Below are 17,038 nucleotides of genomic sequence, written 5' to 3'. Positions count from 1 at the left end.
AAATAAAAAAATGAAATATACAGTAAACGAAAAAGGATTTTATGGTGATTTTGGAGGGGCTTTTATCCCAGAAATGCTGTATCCTAATGTAGAGCAGTTACGCCAACAGTACCTTGATATAATCGAAACGGAGAGTTTCCAACAAGAATATTTAGAATTATTAAAAGATTATGTAGGTCGCCCTACCCCTTTGTATTTTGCTAAAAATTTATCGGAGCAATATGGCACTAATATCTATTTAAAGCGAGAAGACTTATGCCATACAGGTGCGCATAAAGTCAATAATACCATTGGCCAAATTTTATTAGCCAAACGATTAGGCAAACACCGCATCATCGCCGAAACGGGTGCTGGTCAACACGGAGTGGCAACTGCAACCGTTTGTGCCTTAATGGGATTACAATGTATTGTGTATATGGGCGAAATCGACATCAAACGCCAAGCACCCAATGTTGCCCGAATGAAAATGCTTGGAGCGGAAGTCCGTCCTGCCACCTCAGGTTCAAAGACCCTAAAAGATGCGACTAATGAAGCTATTCGCGATTGGATTAACAATCCACTAGATACCTTTTACATCATCGGTTCGGTAGTAGGACCTCATCCCTACCCTGATATGGTAGCCCGTTTCCAGAGTATTATTTCGGAAGAAATTAGAAAACAATTACTCGAAAAAGAAGGTCGAGAAACCCCTGATTATGTCATTGCTTGTGTGGGTGGAGGAAGTAATGCCGCAGGCGCTTTTTATCATTTCCTAGACGATGAAAATGTCAATTTAATTGCTGTTGAAGCCGCTGGAAAAGGAATTTATTCAGGCGAAAGTGCAGCTACCTCCATATTAGGAAAAGAAGGTATTATCCACGGAAGCAAAACCTTATTAATGCAAACCGAAGACGGCCAAATTACAGAGCCGTATTCTATCTCTGCGGGATTAGATTACCCAGGTGTGGGACCCTTACACGCCCATTTATTCAAAAGCGGGAGAGCAACATTTATGTCGGCTACCGATGACGAAGCGATGCGAGCAGGGCTTAACCTTTGTAAAAAAGAAGGCATCATCCCAGCAATTGAAAGTTCGCACGCCCTAGCCATTTTTGGCTTAAAAAAATTCCAGAAAAAAGATATCGTAGTGATTAACCTTTCGGGAAGAGGCGATAAAGATTTAGACACTTATATGAAAAGCCTCCCCAACCCCTAGATTGCTTCGTTCCTCGCAATGACTGGAGGGGCTTAACTGGACGCAATTGCCCCCTAACCCCCGAAGGGGGAATGTAGGAACGCCTAATCAGTTTTTATGAAATTATAAAAGAACACCTTAGCGAACCTTGCGTACACCTTAGCGCACTTCGCGGTTAAATAATAAAATTATGAATAGAATAAATAAACTTTTCACGTCAACAGTTCCCCCTTTGGGGGCTAGGGGGCTTTTATCCCTGTATTTCACCGCTGGGTATCCTGCATTAAACGACACCGTACACATTATCCAAGAACTAGAAAAAAACGGAGTTGATATGATTGAAATTGGATTACCGTTTAGTGATCCCTTAGCCGATGGTCCCACCATACAAGAAAGTTCGACCATTGCATTAGAAAACGGAATGACTTCTGCCCTGCTATTTGAGCAATTGGCAACCATTCGTCAAACGGTGCAAATTCCGTTATTGATTATGGGGTATTTGAATCCGATACTGCAATTTGGAGTCGAAAAATTTTGTCAGCAATGTGTCCAAGTAGGCATCGACGGTTTAATTATCCCCGATTTACCTTTGGAGATATACCAACAAGAATATCAGGTTATTTTTGAAAAATACCACTTAAAAAATATCTTTTTAATCACTCCACAAACCAGTGACGAACGCATTCGCCAGATCGATGCTATTTCCAATAGTTTTATCTATATGGTCAGTACCGCAAGCGTTACGGGTAGTCAAACAGGCTTTGGCGAAGAGCAAATGGCGTATTTTGAACGAATCACTAAAATGCAACTCAACAACCCACAAGTGATTGGTTTTGGAATTTCTGATGCTAAAACATTCCAACAAGCCACTACTCACCAACAAGGTGCCATTATAGGTAGCGCGTTTATCAAGCATTTAACTGCTAATGGTGTAGATGGTATTGGGGATTTTATTAAGAAAATACGATAATATTAAGCCTGAAGATTTTTTCAGGCTTTTGTTTTATTTCTATTACACGGAGATACTCAAAGAAAACACTGAGATACTCAAAGTTACTCCATACAGTTGGTCACTCCGAATACTACTATGATTTTTAACCACTAAGGACACAAAGGCTTTTACACAATGTTCGCAAAGTTACTCTAAACAGTTTTTTTAGGCTAAATTATGGATTCAATAACTCTCTTTGTGTGACTCAGTGTTCTACTTTGTGTGACTTTGTAAAATTCTATTCAATAAAAATCAAATTGAATCAAAATAAAAATTCATAATTCTTTTATCCCACAAAATTTTCCATAAATACCTGCGTTTTAGTATCTTTAAGAACTACTAACCCAAAATCGGCTACGCATGTTACTACGTCCGCTTCTTTTTGCATTGTTAGCCATACAAGGCATTGGTGCACAAATCAAAAAACAGGAACACAAAGATTTTAGAACACCACAGGAAATTGAGTTGGAGCAAGTGGTATTGAAAATGCGTACGCAGTTCAAACAGCATTACCGCTCAAACACCACCGATTTTTACACGGTAGAAGCTGTAGCGCAAATTAACCAAACACCTTTTTATAGTTTTAAAGGCACTTGCCTCTTGAAGTCCGTTTCGCCTATTGGTTGCGAAAGTACTTATCAATTGGACAAAGCGAAATTTGATACGTATCAGCAAGCCGAAAATGCTATTTTTAAAAAAGAACGCAATCCAAGGGAGCAAATTCCATTTTATTTGACTTCGGTTTTTGGGCAGTTGGAGCACTTCTATGAAAACTATGCTTTTTTGAATCGCAAAGATTTTCAATTCAAATTGGAAGAAACCAGTGATAAAGCTAACTATATCCTGCATTTTCGCTCGCAAAATCCTAAATTACCATTACTAGGCTCCTTGACGCTTACCAAAAAAGAATGTCGCCCGATAACCTTGGAATATCATATCTCTTCGGACTATACTTTTGAGATGAGCAGTGATAATTTCAACTACAAACAAAGTACGGGATATATCGTAAGAGTATTGAATGAAGTAGTAAAAATGACCTTTCAGGAAACAAACGGAGTTTTCGTTCTGAGTCAATACGAATCGGATTATAGGTTTAAAAACGAGACCAAAGACACTTCTGTTACCATCCAAGGGGAGGTGGGACATTCTGCAATCAAAATGAGCAAAACGACTAACGAAGTTAACATCTGCAAAAAAGATTTTGATATGGATATTTTGGAGTAAATTTTTAAGGCTTTTTTGTTACACAAAGTGACAGAGAATTTCACGAAGATTCACAGAGCGTATTAAAAAAACATACTATACAACAATATTTTATCTTTTTTTGATAACGCATATTGTACCTTCTTTGTAAACTTTTTGGTTAATACAACACCTATTTTAAACACCTCAACACACTTCCTAAGCTTTAAAAATCAACCCATTCCCTATTTTTAAAATTGTTAAAAAAATGTTAAAACAAAATTAAACAAACGTTTAATTTAAACAATTGTTTAATTTTGCTTCATCAAATTGAAAGCAATGGCATTACATCCATTTAATGATAAACAAATAGGCATCTTAGAGGTAGCTGAAAAACTTTTTGCAGAAAAGGGTTTTGATGGTACTTCGGTACGTGATATCGCTAAGTCCGCACAAATTAACGTGGCTATGATTTCCTATTATTTTGGTTCGAAAGAAAAACTGCTGGAAGGCATAGTGTTGTATCGTTCGGCAAACTTGAAACTTCAAATGGAGTCGATTACCAACCAAAGTATTAGCCCCGTTGAAAAATTGGAAAATTTAATTGAATTCTTTGTGCATTTGGTTCATAAAAACAAATGTATTTATCAGATTATCAATACCGAGTTTAACAGTCAGAAAAGAGAAATTGATTTAGAACTTTTTAATAGTACCAAAAAAAATAATTACTTAATTTTAGAGAAGGTAATTAAGGAAGGTCAAGAAAAAGGAATTTTCAAAAAAGAGGTCAACATTCCCATGCTTGTCCCAACTATATTGGGCACCTATTTTTACTTTTCGAACAATCATGTTTTTTATTCCGAATTGATTGGTTTGAAAAACGAATTAGAAGTTGAACATTACATCCATAACGATTTATTACACCATATAAAACAAGTTATAAAATCCCTAGTTACCCATGAAACTGCATAACCTACTTAAATGTTTTATTCTTTTTAGTTTAGGCCTTTCCGCTCAAGAAAGAACCAACTTAAATTTAAAAGAGGCGCTTCAATTATTAGAGAACAACAATCATGAAGTGCAATTAGCAAATGCTAAAGCGACAACCAAAAAAATGGAGTGGCAACAAAGCAAAGACCACCAATATCCTGATGTTAAAGTAAGCGGACAATATTACCGTTTGACCGATGCGGATGTGAATTTGAAACTAAAACTCCCGTTACCGCCTACGGCTGGAAATGTAAAAGTCAATGAATTCATGTTGGGGCAAGCCAATGCTTCTTTACCCGTATTTGCTGGTGGAAAAATTAGAAATAGTATTCAAGCTGCTGAGAATTTGTATAAAGCCGAAGTAGCAAAATCGGCCAATACAAAGGAAGAAGTAGCCTTAAAAGTCATTGAATATTATGCTCAATTATACCGTGCTTTAAAAACCGTAGATTTAATCAATGACAATATTAAAAGTGCCGAGCAACGTGTCAAAGATTTTTCGAATATGGAGCAAAATGGCTTGATTGCACGCAATGATTTATTGAAAGCACAATTGCAATTGGCTAAAATCCAATTATCCTTAGAGGAGGCTAATAAAAATGTTAATGTGGTAAATTATGCGCTAGTTACTTTATTAAATTTACCTGAGAATTACAAAATTGGCATTGATGAAAATCAGTTTGAAGGACAATCTCCTATCAAAGAGGTTGCTAATACTGCTCAGGCTTTACAAACTCGTAAAGATTTAGAAGCCATTCATTTTTACCAAAAAGCCAACGAAAACAGCATTAAAATTGCACGCAGTGGGTATTTTCCACAAATTGGTCTTTCCGCAGGATACATTGCTATGAGTTTACAAAACGTAGTCGATGTGACTAATGCTTTGAATTTTGGTGGAGGCATTTCCTATAATCTAGCTTCTTTGTACAAAACACCTAAAGAAGTCAAGGTAGCTAAAAGCAAAGCCGAAGAATTAAAACATACCGAAGCTATGCTTACAGAAGGTATAAAAATTCAAACGCAACAAGCCTTAGAAAACTTCAATTTTGCGCAAAAACAAAAGGAAGTATACCAAAAAGCGATTGAACAAGCTTCAGAAAATTACCGTATTGTAAAAGACAAACACGACAACGGTTTAGCTACTGCAACCGAGCTTATTGATGCCGATGTAGAACAATTAAACGCTAAAATCAATTTTGCCAATGCTAGGGCCAATGCTTTATTAAAATATTACGAAATGCTTTCGGCATCAGGACTTTTAACCTCAACTTTCAACTTAACAAAATAATTACTGTACCATGGAAACAGAAAAAAAAGCCATCAATAAAAAATTTGCTGTAATCTTAGCCACTTTAGTTTTAGGAGGCGGTTTTTACGGGGTTAGCAAATATTTACACGCACAAGCACACGAAGAAACGGATGATGCGCAAGTAGAAAAGAAAATGACTCCCATCATCCCTAGAGTTTCTGGATATGTGTCTAAAATATATGTAAAAGACAACGATTTTGTGAAAAAAGGAGACACTCTTTTTGTAATAGATAATCGTGATTATTTAGTTAAAATTGAAGAAGCAAGAGCTGCCTTAGCGGCTTCAGAAAGTTCATTTGAAGTAGCAAAAGCCGATGTAGGAAGCGCTAATGCTAGTGTTGCCGCTTCTGATGCAAACGTAGCATCGGCAATGGGAACTATCGAATCAGCTAGAATTCGTTTAGACCGCGCTACTAACGATTATGAGCGTTACAATAATTTGTATAAAAACCACTCGATTACAAAACAACAATACGAACAAGCTTTAGCTACTAAATTAGAAGCTGAAAATCAAGTACGTATTTTAACCAATCAGCAAAAAGCAAGTAGCTTCCAAAAAAACGTCGTGGCTTCAAAAGCAGTAGTATCGAACAAACAAACTCAAGTGGCATCTGCTAACATCAGCAGAGCTCAAGCCGCTTTAAATGCAGCAAAATTGAATTTAGATTATACTGTAATTACAGCAACCATAGACGGGCAAGTATCGAAAGTTAATGTACAACCTGGACAATTGGTGAATCAAGGGCAATCATTATTTTATATTGTAAACAATACTGAAACTTGGGTGATTGCGAATTTCAAAGAAACGCAATTAGGCAAAATGAAAATTGGTCAAGCCGTTACGGTTAAAATCGATGCTTTTGGTGACTTAGAATTAAAAGGAAAAGTAAGTTCCTTCTCCCCTGCTACGGGTTCGCAGTTTTCTATTTTACCTCCAGATAATGCGACGGGTAACTTTGTGAAAACCGTGCAACGCATCCCAGTAAAAATCGAATTTACTGCAGATAACGAAAAAGAAAAAATTGAATTATTGCGTGGGGGTATGAATGCTCATGTAGATGTACTTGTAAAATAACAACCGATGCAAACAAGTAGTTCAGACGACTTAGTCGAATATGGATATCGCAGAGCTATGGTGACTATAGTTGCCATACTCTGTTCCTTACTGGAAATCGTAGATACCACTATTGTAAATGTGGCACTCAACGAAATGAAAGGAAGCTTAGGAGCCACTCTGAGTGATGTTTCGTGGGTGATTACAGCTTATGCCATTGCGAATGTAATTATCATTCCCATGACCAACTGGTTATCTACCCAATTTGGTCGAAGAAATTATTTTACAGCGTCCATCATCATTTTTACCGTTACTTCCTTTTTATGTGGAAACGCTACCAATATTTGGGAATTAGTTTTCTTCCGTTTTATTCAAGGTTTAGGAGGTGGTGCCTTATTAGTAACGGCACAAACCATCATTACCGAGAGTTATCCTGTAGAAAAAAGAGGTATGGCACAAGCTATTTATGGCTTGGGTGTTATTTTAGGTCCAACTTTTGGTCCTCCTCTAGGTGGATTTATAGTTGATAATTTTTCATGGCCTTTTATCTTCTACATCAATATTCCTTTAGGAATTATTGCTACCATTATGACAATAATGTATGTAAAAAGTCCTAAATACAGTGTCAAACTCAAAGCAAATCAAGTAGATTGGTTAGGAATTATTTACTTATCCTTGTTTGTAGGTTCCTTACAATTTGTATTAGAACACGGGCAACAAGACGATTGGTTTAACAATAACACCATTATAACATTAAGCTTAATTTCCTTTTTTGGTTTCTTGTTTTTTGTTCATCGCGAATTGACCTATGAATTTCCTATAGTAAATCTCCGTGTACTGAAAAACAATTCCTTAAAAGTGGGCGTATTTTTTTCAACCATTTTAGGATTTGGGGTTTACACTACTATTTTCATTATTCCGGTGTACACCCAATCTATTTTGCGATGGAATGCCACCCAAGCAGGCTTATTGCTTATTCCAAGTTCGTTAATGACGGCATTTGCCATGCCTATCGTAGGTAAATTACTGCAAAAAGAAATTTCCATCAAATACCCTTTGATGATTGGTTTTGGGTGTTTTTCATTTTTTGCTTTTTGGATGTATAACATACTCACACCTAGTACTGGAGAAGAACATTTCTTCTGGCCTTTAGTCCTTCGTGGAATAGGTTTAGGTTTATTATTTGTGCCTATTACCGCCTATTCGTTAAGTGAATTACAAGGAAAAGACATTGGAGATGGAGCCGCTTTTACGGGTATGTTACGACAATTGGGAGGTTCATTTGGAATTGCTATTGTAACTACTTTCATTTCTAGATTTAGTCAAGAACATCGCGTGAATTTGATAAGCCATTTGGACAAAACGGATTTCAAAGTACAAACGCAAATCAATGCTTTGCAAAAAGGATTTATGGCCAAAGGCTATTCATTTAATGAAGCTTTAAATAAAGCTCACCAAGTATTGGAACTGAAAGTGCTAAAACAGGCGAACATCTTAGCATTTATGGACATTTTTCAATATTTAGGTATCCTTTTTTTACTTTGTATTCCTATAGTGTTCTTTTTAAAAACTAGAAAATCAAATATTAATCCTGCAGATGCGATGCATTGATGAAAATTTAGAATTTAGAATTCAGAATTTAGAACATTATTTTTAAGAATTCCATCATAATTCTGATTTCTGATTTCTAAATTCTAAATTCAATTCACTTATCTTTGCGTAAAATTTTAAAAAAATGAACTTACAAAACATTCCAAATATAAAACACTTAGACAGTGGAAATTTCTTTGTACTTGCGGGACCTTGTGCTATTGAAGGAGAAGAAATGGCAATGCAAATTGCGGAACGCTTGGTAAAAATTACCAATGATTTAAAAATTCCTTATGTATTCAAAGGTTCTTTTAAAAAAGCCAATCGCTCAAGAGTAGATAGTTTTACAGGGATTGGTGATGAAAAAGCATTAAAAATTTTACAAAAAGTAGGTCAAGAATTTAATATTCCTACCGTAACAGACATTCATACCAATGAAGATGCTGCGCTGGCTGCACAATATGTAGATGTATTACAAATTCCTGCCTTTTTAGTACGTCAAACTGATTTAGTGGTTGCCGCTGCTAATACAGGAAAAACGGTAAACTTGAAAAAAGGACAATTTATGAGTCCAGAAAGCATGAAACATGCCGTTCAAAAAGTGTTGGATTCCAACAACGAAAATGTAATGATTACTGACCGCGGGACCATGTTTGGCTACCAAGATATGATTGTAGATTTCAGAGGGATTCCTACCATGCGTCAAATGGCGACAACCGTTTTAGATGTTACCCATTCTTTACAACAGCCTAATCAAATGACGGGAGTTACAGGAGGGCGTCCTGACATGATTGAAACCGTGGCTAAAGCTGGTATTGCTGTAGGCGTAGACGGTATTTTCATTGAAACTCATTTTGACCCAGCAAATGCTAAAAGTGATGGCGCAAACATGCTTCATTTAGATTACTTTGAAGATTTGATGAAAAAATTAGTCGCTATTAGACAAACCATTAATCAATTTTAATTTTACAAAATCAATGAAAAAGCTAGTATTAGCTTGTATTATAGCATGCACTTTCGGTTCTCAACTAAGAGCACAAGAGACAGCACAACCTGAAAAATACACCGCACATAATAAAGGTAAATTTTATTTTTATTGGGGTGGAAATCGTGAAACATATACCAAATCTGACATCCATTTTACAGGAAAAGATTACGATTTTACTTTATATGATGTAACAGCGCATGACAAACCTAAAGGTTGGCATGTAGACTACATTAATCCTGGAAGGATGACTATCCCCCAAACCAATGCGCGCATAGGCTATTTTATTAATGATCATTATAATATTTCTGCAGGTCTAGATCATATGAAATATGTAATGTACCAAGATGGAGTAGTAAATTATTCGGGTAACTACCCTTCTAAAGGGTTATATGGTGAAAATGTTGATCCTAGTGGACAACCCTTAAAAAATGATCAAATCAATTTGACCGAGGATTTTTTAACTTTTGAACATACCGATGGTTTAAACTATGTTAATTTAGAAGTGGCACGTGTGGATGATATTACACCTTTACTTTTTAAAACACTTAATACAGACAAGCTACAAATTAATATTACAGAAGGAATAGGTGGTGGATTTCTTTTACCTAAAACAAATACCAAATTATTCCATAAAGAACGTTATGACGAATTTCATTTAGCAGGGTATGGAGCAGCGGCTAAAATTGGTTTAAATTTAACTTTCTTTAAATATTTCTTTATTCAAACGGAACTTAAAGGAGGATATATCAATATGCCCGATATTAGAACAACTTATGACCCAGCTGATAGAGCAAGTCAAGATTTTTGGTTCTTACAACGTATTATTGCCTTTGGAGGTATTTTTCGAATCTAATTTTAGCCCTGAATTTCAGGGCTTTTTTTATGTCTTTTTGTTAAAATCCTCTTAATTAGTTAGTCGCCTTTTTATTTTTTTATTTACTTTGTTTTTCAAAGTACTTTAAAAATGATTACACGAAATAGATTACTTATTTTAATAACCGTAGGAGGATTACTCTTAGTTCCTTTAGTGGCAATGCAGTTTACAAAAGAAGTAAATTGGAGTTTGTCTGATTTTATACTTATGGGAATATTACTGAGTCTCTTGGGTTGGATAGGAATATATATTTCTAGAAAAACAAAAAATAAAACAAAAAGAATACTATTACTTGCAGGAGCATTACTCCTATTTTTACTCCTTTGGGCAGAACTTACCGTAGGAATTTTTAACACACCACTAGCAGGTTCATAACATTAACTAAACACTATGGAAAACAAAAATTATTTAGAAGACTTAAAAGACATCAAAAACTTGATGAATCATTCCACTAAGTTTTTATCGTTAAGCGGTATCTCTGGCATTTTAGCGGGCGTCTACTGCTTGGTTGGGGCTTACCTTGCCAACCAACTCATTTATGCTGATGTTACTGATTTTGAGAATTACAATCGAATACTCATTACCCAATCAACCATTTTCAAATTATTAGCTATAGCCGTTACTGTGGTACTTCTTTCTTTGTTTACAGCCATCTATTTTAGCAATAAAAAAGCTAAAGAAAACAACCTGCAACTGTGGAATGCAACCTCAAAACGATTGCTCATTAATTTTATGATACCCCTAGCCACTGGTGGCTTTTTCATATTATTTTTAATAGAAAAAGAAATTTTAGTTTTAGTCGCTCCACTGACGCTCCTCTTTTATGGTTTAGCTTGTGTAAACGCTAGTAAGTATACCTTAGGCGATATCCGTTATTTAGGAATTACAATGATACTTCTTGGCTTACTATCCACTTGGTTTTTAGGCTATGGATTAGTATTTTGGGCCTTAGGTTTTGGAATATGCCATATTGTTTACGGAGGATTGATGTACTTTAAATACGATAGAAAATGAGAAAAATAATATTTCTATGCACCATTATTTTAGCAACAATTAGTATCAGTTGCAAAGATGCTGGCGCGGAAAACAAAAGCAAACAAGACATTGTGTTTAAAGATGGCGACATCATTTTTCAAACTTCTGAATCTTCACAATGCGAAGCGGTTCGTTTGGCTACACAATCTAAATTTTCGCATTGTGGTATCATTTTTACCGATAGAGGAGAAAATTATGTTCTGGAAGCCGTTCAACCCGTTAAAATTACGCCTTTAAAAACATGGATTCAACATGGAAGAGACCAAGCTTATTTAGTAAAACGCTTAAAAATGTCCGCAGGCGTTTTAAGTTCAAAGCAAATAGTTGAAATGAAAATCTACGGTAAGAAGTTACTGCATAAAGATTATGATTTGTATTTTGAATGGTCTGATGATAAAATTTATTGTTCCGAATTAGTTTGGAAAATATATGAACACGGGGCTCACATCAGCCTTTGCCCTTTCAAAAAATTGAAGTCATTTGATTTGAGTGCGCCACAAGTACAACAAATCATGCAAGAACGCTATGGAACCAAGATTCCTTTAGAGGAACAAGTTATTGCACCTTCTCAACTGGCTGAATCGGAAAAACTGGAGACTATTTTTGATAATTATACTTTTTAAAAAATGATATTATTTGTTCTTTTAGCAATATTAATTATCGTAGTACCTATAAATGTCGTATTTGTAATTATTGGACTGATATCCAAAAAGCCCATTTTTCATAAAATAGGTTGTGGGATTAGTATTTTACCTTTTTTGTTACTCTTACTACTCTATTTTTACAGATTTTGTTTTCATGAAAAAATGACTGTAGATGAGGACGATATTTATGGTACCTATGTTATCAACACCAAAAAATGTCCAGGAAAACAAGCCGATTGGCAATACAAACATTTTCGATTTGAGATAAAAAAAGACGATTGCTTGTATTTCTACATCTATGATGACGCTGGAGATTTGAAAAAAACCATCAAAAAACCCATCATTTTTAATACTGGTTACACGAGTAGTCAAATAGACATGCAACCAAAGGAAAATGATTTTCACATCCTAAAAAATAACCCAACGCTTTATCGCGAAGTATGGTCATTTTATTATGTGTTTGAATCTGAAAAATTTGGAAACATGTTTTTTTCAAAGAAAAAGTGGTATTCGTTTGATTAAGTTAAACTAATGCAGTACAAGAAACATTATGAAAAATATCATACAAAATATTAACAAAGCCTTTGACCATCGCATCCGACTGGGCATCATGTCGATTTTGATGGTCAATGAAAGTGCCGATTTCAACACTTTGAAGGAATTACTAGGCGTTACAGATGGCAACCTTGCCAGTCATAGCAAAGCTCTAGAAGCTGAAAATTACATCCTAGTTGAAAAACAATTCATTGGTCGTAAACCTAATACCCGTTACAAAGCAACTCCTGAAGGTCGCAAAGCTTTTCAGGAGCATATCGAAGCGCTGGAAAAATTAATTTCTAAGACTTAATTTTTTTAAATATTCACTTTGAATCTCAAAGTTCTTTAAACAAAAATGAAAAACTATTCATACACTTCCAATGTAATTGCCTTATTAAGTTTTAGTTTTGGCACGCTTCTTCTAATTGTATATCTACTTAGTAAAAATGAGTTTCTACTTGCTGTGGGATTTACTTATGTACTACTGGCAATATTTTTCAATTTATTGGTACTCGTGTATAATATACATAAGTTGCTTTATCGTTCTGAAAAAGTAAAAACGTTGTCAGAAATAGGAATACTATTAATCAACGTTCCAATAGCGTATTCTTATTTCTTAATAGTTATGAATCAAATCCCTTAAGTCATGAAGTTACATTGGAATACATTAGGCTACTTCTTTACTGCCATAAGTTTTGTGCTACTGAAACTTTTTTACAGAAACGCAACGGTCAGTGATTTAAAAATACTACTAGCACCAACAAAAACAATAGTTTCGTGGGTTACGAATTCAACAGCTATATTTTCCCCACAAATGGGTTACTATTTCAAGGATTTACACCTTACGATTGATAAATCATGCTCAGGATTTAATTTTTTTAGCCTACTCTTTTGTATGTTTTGCTTTGTCATCATAAAAGAATTCAATCACAATGCTAAGAAATGGAAAGCCATTCTCATAAGTTTTGGATTGACCTATTTGGTTACTATCCTCGCAAATACATCAAGAATTCTGATAGCTATTTATACCAAAAAAATCATACCTCAACCTTTATATCAAAAACCATGGATGCATGAAACACAAGGAATTCTTGTCTATTTACTCTATTTTATTATTATTTATAATGTTACAACAACCTATATTAATAAACTGAATCATGAAAAAATTGCTTAACCCAAAAGTCTTACTCTTTATTAGCTTGCTTCCGCTAATTGTTTTGATGAGCCTATTTTATGCGCAATATTCCATCATTAAATCACTTTTAAACTCTGAAAGTTTACAAATTTGGAAAAGCTTTGGTTACCTAACTATGAGTATACTTATTGGTCATAGTATAACTCTCGTATATTTTTTAAAAAACAAAAAAACACTCCATAAGCTATATGCTATAATTACTTTATTTATTTACATTGGATTAGCGTATTGGTATTCGTACCATACAGACGATTTTATACCTTTTAACATCCCAAGATGGATGATAAGTACCGAGCTGATAATTTATGTGGGTAGTTTTTTGATGCCTACTATAATACATTCCATTATCGTCGTAATGCTGGATTTGACAAAAAACATTGAAACACAAAATTCAGTTTTAAATTTTGGTTTGGCATTTACTGTCCCATTTTTATGGTATATGACCTCACAAATAGCACTTCCTTTGTATAAAATTGTAGATAGCCAATTTGGCGAACATCTTATTTTTATTTGTATCATCGCCTCGATAATTTCTTTTCTATTTTTCTTGTTTCGAGGAATTTACATTTTAGTACAAAATAAATCTGAAAAATGGAAAAAATATGATTTAACTTGGAAAATACCCATTGCACTGGTTTTTCCAATACTAGGATTACTCCTCAATAATGGTATAATTGCAGAGATAATTTCCGCAAGAGGCGATGGCGTATTTGGCAATTTCAACAACCCTTGGTTTTACATCATCGCTGTTTGCAATGGTATTCTACTTTGCCTGCCTCAATTTTCAAATCCTAAAACCCGATTAGTACTTTTTGCTTTGAAAGCTATAACCTATTGTTATACGGTCTATTTCTTCTTAATTTTTATCCCATTTTTACCGTTTTCAGTAGTGGCGGTAATAGCCTTAGGTCTAGGTTTTTTGATGCTCGCCCCTCTCCTATTGTTTGTCTTTCAAACCACACAAATGCAAACAGACTTTCAATTTTTAAAGACATTTTATTCTAAAACAAAATTAATCAGCATTCAACTTATTGGTTTTTGTATACTCCCTTTATGCATAATAGGTACTTTTATTCATGATAAAATGATTTTAAACGAAACATTAGAATATGTTTATGCTCCCAATTTAAATAAAACCTATACCATCGATAAAAAATCTTTAGAAAACACTTTACAAAAAATTAGTATTCAAAAAAACTCAAAAAACAATATTTTATTCGGAAGCCAAACGCCTTATATTTCTATGCTATTTAATTGGATAGTATTAGATAATCTGACGCTTTCGGATGAAAAAATAAATACCATTGAAGCTATTTTTACTGGTACACAACATTCTAGTTATACGCTACCTAAAAACGAGAATAGTAACGTTACGCTCAATACTTATACCATTTCAACAAAATATGACCATAAAAATCATTGTTACAAAAGTTGGGTAAATTTGAGCTTGAAAAACAATTCAAATAGTGATTTTCAAGGATACACCACGCAATTTACACTTCCTGAAAACTGTTTTATAAGCGATTATTATTTATACGTAGGCAAACTTAAAAAGAAAGGACTGTTAACAGAGAAAAAATCAGCATTATGGGTATTTAATCAAATCCAAAACGAAAACAAAGACCCAGGCATTCTTTACTATCAAAATGATACAACCTTAGGATTCAAAGTTTTTCCTTTTACTGCACAAGAAGAACGAAAAACAGGTTTTGAAATTATTCACAAAGAGGATGTTTCGTTAGTATTAGATGGTAAAACAATTTTTATCCCTGTCAATTCATCAATTGATGATACAAAAAACATTGAAACTCAAAATGCAATTTATATTCCCAATAGTAAAAAAAAACAACTAGAACAAATCGTTAGAAAACCCATTTACAATTTCATTATAGATGTGTCTAGCTTGGCTAAAAAAGACCAAAACCATCAAATTGAAACCATAGAACAGTATATAGCTCGGGAAAAAATCAATAAGGATGCTATTCTATTTACTGTTTGTAATAGTACAATTAACACCATTTCATCACTAGAAGAATTAAAAAATTATAAGTATGAAGGTGGATTTTACTTAGAACGTGCTTTACAAAAGAATTTGATTCAGAATTATAAAAGTAAAAACCCGAAACAACTCATCCCCATTGTTGTGACCGAGAATATCCAACAAGCCATTATGAGCTATGATTTCAATAACCTAAGTTTTACATTCCCTGAACACCGTTACTTTTACAATTTACAAACCAATGGGCAACTAAACAGCCATGATTTAACGTTTCAACCGAAAGAAGTCGTTGCCATTAATCAAAAAGTAGAAACTAAAATCCCCGTATATCGCTATCCATTAAAAAATAGCTATACCTACTTCACCCTTAACGCTACAGCTACGGTACTTTTAAAAAACAAAGAAACATACAAGGAATACAACCTTGAAACTTTAGATTTATTTACCCAAGGTATTGAAACCAAAGCCATGATGCAACTGATGCTTTTAAACCCAGAACAAAAAGAAAGCCATTGGTTCAATTTGTTAAAATTAAGTTTTACAAGTAAAATTTTAAATCCAATCACCGCTTATATAGTCGTAGAAAATGAAGCTCAAGAAAAAATGCTTTTAAAAAAGCAACAAGAAGTCATTAATGGCAATAAAAATCTTGATTTAGAAGAAAGTGAAATACAAAGAATGAGTGAGCCAGAAACTTTTTTAATATTCATTTTATGCTTCATTATTTATTTACATTCAAAAAATAAAAATAAAATAATTAATTAAAGATATACAACAAGTTGAACTCACTTACTAAGAATTGTATATTTGAAAATCATCTCCGATAAAAAACTGAAAATCATATCAATAAAAGAGGCTGTTCAAAAATTCGAACAGCCTCTTTATGTTCAAAAAACAAACATCAGAATATAAACTGTCTTAAAAAAAAATTACATTTTAACCAAATTGATTCAAAAAACTACAGTATTTATAAATTAATTATAGATTACTTTGAAAACTATTTTCTAAGTAGTCATTTAGATACAAATTCCTTCGTTCCATCAATTTTGTCAAATAATTTCGCAATATACATTTATCAAAAATATTACCCAACCAGCCATAAGGGACACTATACTCGATGGCATCAATCATCAAAGTAGCACCATTTTTATCAAAAAAATAGTGTTGATGTTCAAAGTGTTTAAAATGCCCTTGGCGCATAACATCAGTAAATTTTTGATACGGTACTAATTCGGTGATCAGACTTTCATGGGTAAGGTACACGCCAAAATGTTTAGCACGCCAAGTAACTGTTTCTCCTTTTTCAATCAGTCCAGAAGTACGACCAGCTATGATTTGCTCTTGGGTGTCAACAAGCGAACGTTGGTGTAAATCTAAATTTCTAGATGCATCAAATACTTTTTCTTTGGGAGCTTGTATTATCGTTTGTAAGTAGATTCGTGTCATGTTGAGGTTTACTTTTACGATGCGGACTTT

At 34.0% G+C, this 17,038-nt stretch carries 18 protein-coding genes; 17 read left to right on the top strand and 1 reads right to left on the bottom strand.

The annotated features are described in order from the left end of the window. Positions 1–10: 10 nt before the first annotated feature. From trpB to ACQY29_RS09065, 17 genes are all read left to right on the top strand, one after another. Entirely contained in the window at positions 11–1,195 is a 1,185-nt protein-coding gene (gene trpB, locus ACQY29_RS09145) for a tryptophan synthase subunit beta (RefSeq protein ID WP_428224888.1), read from the top strand. A 169-nt stretch (positions 1,196–1,364) separates the two neighbouring features. Then, a complete protein-coding gene (trpA, locus tag ACQY29_RS09140) occupies positions 1,365–2,144 on the top strand; it encodes a tryptophan synthase subunit alpha (protein ID WP_428224887.1) in 780 nt (259 codons plus the stop codon). A 381-nt stretch (positions 2,145–2,525) separates the two neighbouring features. After that, the gene (locus tag ACQY29_RS09135; RefSeq protein WP_428224886.1) at positions 2,526–3,389 is read left to right on the top strand and encodes a hypothetical protein; all 864 of its coding nucleotides are present in this window, start codon (positions 2,526–2,528) and stop codon (positions 3,387–3,389) included. Between the two features lie 297 nt (positions 3,390–3,686). Beyond that, positions 3,687–4,319, top strand: coding sequence for a TetR family transcriptional regulator (locus ACQY29_RS09130; protein WP_428224885.1), 633 nt, complete (start codon positions 3,687–3,689; stop codon positions 4,317–4,319). Further along, entirely contained in the window at positions 4,306–5,625 is a 1,320-nt protein-coding gene (locus ACQY29_RS09125; protein WP_428224884.1) for a TolC family protein, read from the top strand. The genes ACQY29_RS09130 and ACQY29_RS09125 overlap by 14 nt, the downstream gene beginning before the upstream one ends. 10 nt (positions 5,626–5,635) lie before the next feature. After that, on the top strand, positions 5,636–6,721 hold the full coding sequence (locus ACQY29_RS09120) for an HlyD family secretion protein (RefSeq protein ID WP_428224883.1): 1,086 nt from the start codon (positions 5,636–5,638) through the stop codon (positions 6,719–6,721). Between the two features lie 6 nt (positions 6,722–6,727). Then, positions 6,728–8,311 (top strand): DHA2 family efflux MFS transporter permease subunit, encoded by a 1,584-nt coding sequence (locus tag ACQY29_RS09115; RefSeq protein WP_428224882.1) that lies wholly within the window; start codon positions 6,728–6,730, stop codon positions 8,309–8,311. A gap of 124 nt (positions 8,312–8,435) precedes the next feature. Then, entirely contained in the window at positions 8,436–9,254 is an 819-nt protein-coding gene (kdsA, locus tag ACQY29_RS09110; protein WP_428224881.1) for a 3-deoxy-8-phosphooctulonate synthase, read from the top strand. A gap of 13 nt (positions 9,255–9,267) precedes the next feature. After that, positions 9,268–10,131 carry a hypothetical protein gene (locus tag ACQY29_RS09105; RefSeq protein WP_428224880.1) on the top strand — a complete coding sequence of 288 codons (864 nt, stop codon included), beginning with the start codon at positions 9,268–9,270 and terminating at the stop codon, positions 10,129–10,131. A gap of 111 nt (positions 10,132–10,242) precedes the next feature. Then, positions 10,243–10,527: a hypothetical protein gene (locus ACQY29_RS09100; protein WP_428224879.1), complete on the top strand. Its 285-nt coding sequence runs from the start codon at positions 10,243–10,245 to the stop codon at positions 10,525–10,527. A 15-nt stretch (positions 10,528–10,542) separates the two neighbouring features. Continuing rightward, positions 10,543–11,166 carry a hypothetical protein gene (locus tag ACQY29_RS09095; protein ID WP_428224878.1) on the top strand — a complete coding sequence of 208 codons (624 nt, stop codon included), beginning with the start codon at positions 10,543–10,545 and terminating at the stop codon, positions 11,164–11,166. Beyond that, positions 11,163–11,810 carry a YiiX family permuted papain-like enzyme gene (locus tag ACQY29_RS09090; RefSeq protein ID WP_428224877.1) on the top strand — a complete coding sequence of 216 codons (648 nt, stop codon included), beginning with the start codon at positions 11,163–11,165 and terminating at the stop codon, positions 11,808–11,810. Before ACQY29_RS09095 ends, ACQY29_RS09090 begins: the two co-directional genes overlap by 4 nt. A gap of 183 nt (positions 11,811–11,993) precedes the next feature. Next, positions 11,994–12,353 carry a hypothetical protein gene (locus ACQY29_RS09085; protein WP_428224876.1) on the top strand — a complete coding sequence of 120 codons (360 nt, stop codon included), beginning with the start codon at positions 11,994–11,996 and terminating at the stop codon, positions 12,351–12,353. Between the two features lie 28 nt (positions 12,354–12,381). Beyond that, positions 12,382–12,678: a winged helix-turn-helix domain-containing protein gene (locus ACQY29_RS09080; RefSeq protein ID WP_428224875.1), complete on the top strand. Its 297-nt coding sequence runs from the start codon at positions 12,382–12,384 to the stop codon at positions 12,676–12,678. Positions 12,679–12,723: 45 nt separating this feature from the next. Continuing rightward, on the top strand, positions 12,724–13,011 hold the full coding sequence (locus ACQY29_RS09075; RefSeq protein ID WP_428224874.1) for a hypothetical protein: 288 nt from the start codon (positions 12,724–12,726) through the stop codon (positions 13,009–13,011). A gap of 3 nt (positions 13,012–13,014) precedes the next feature. Beyond that, complete coding sequence (gene xrtK, locus ACQY29_RS09070; RefSeq protein ID WP_428224873.1) at positions 13,015–13,542, top strand: exosortase K; 528 nt, start codon at positions 13,015–13,017, stop codon at positions 13,540–13,542. After that, on the top strand, positions 13,526–16,327 hold the full coding sequence (locus ACQY29_RS09065; protein WP_428224872.1) for an MSEP-CTERM sorting domain-containing protein: 2,802 nt from the start codon (positions 13,526–13,528) through the stop codon (positions 16,325–16,327). The genes xrtK and ACQY29_RS09065 overlap by 17 nt, the downstream gene beginning before the upstream one ends. Before the next feature lie 213 nt (positions 16,328–16,540). On the opposite strand, the gene ACQY29_RS09060 is transcribed toward ACQY29_RS09065, so the two are convergent. Then, positions 16,541–17,008 carry an SRPBCC family protein gene (locus tag ACQY29_RS09060; protein WP_428224871.1) on the bottom strand — a complete coding sequence of 156 codons (468 nt, stop codon included), beginning with the start codon at positions 17,006–17,008 and terminating at the stop codon, positions 16,541–16,543. Positions 17,009–17,038 lie beyond the last annotated feature (30 nt).

Source organism: Flavobacterium sp. (assembly GCF_965262375.1).
Taxonomy (GTDB): domain Bacteria; phylum Bacteroidota; class Bacteroidia; order Flavobacteriales; family Flavobacteriaceae; genus Flavobacterium.
The sequence above is the reverse complement of the archived record's forward strand: the minus strand, read 5'-3'. Positions and strand labels throughout refer to the sequence as shown.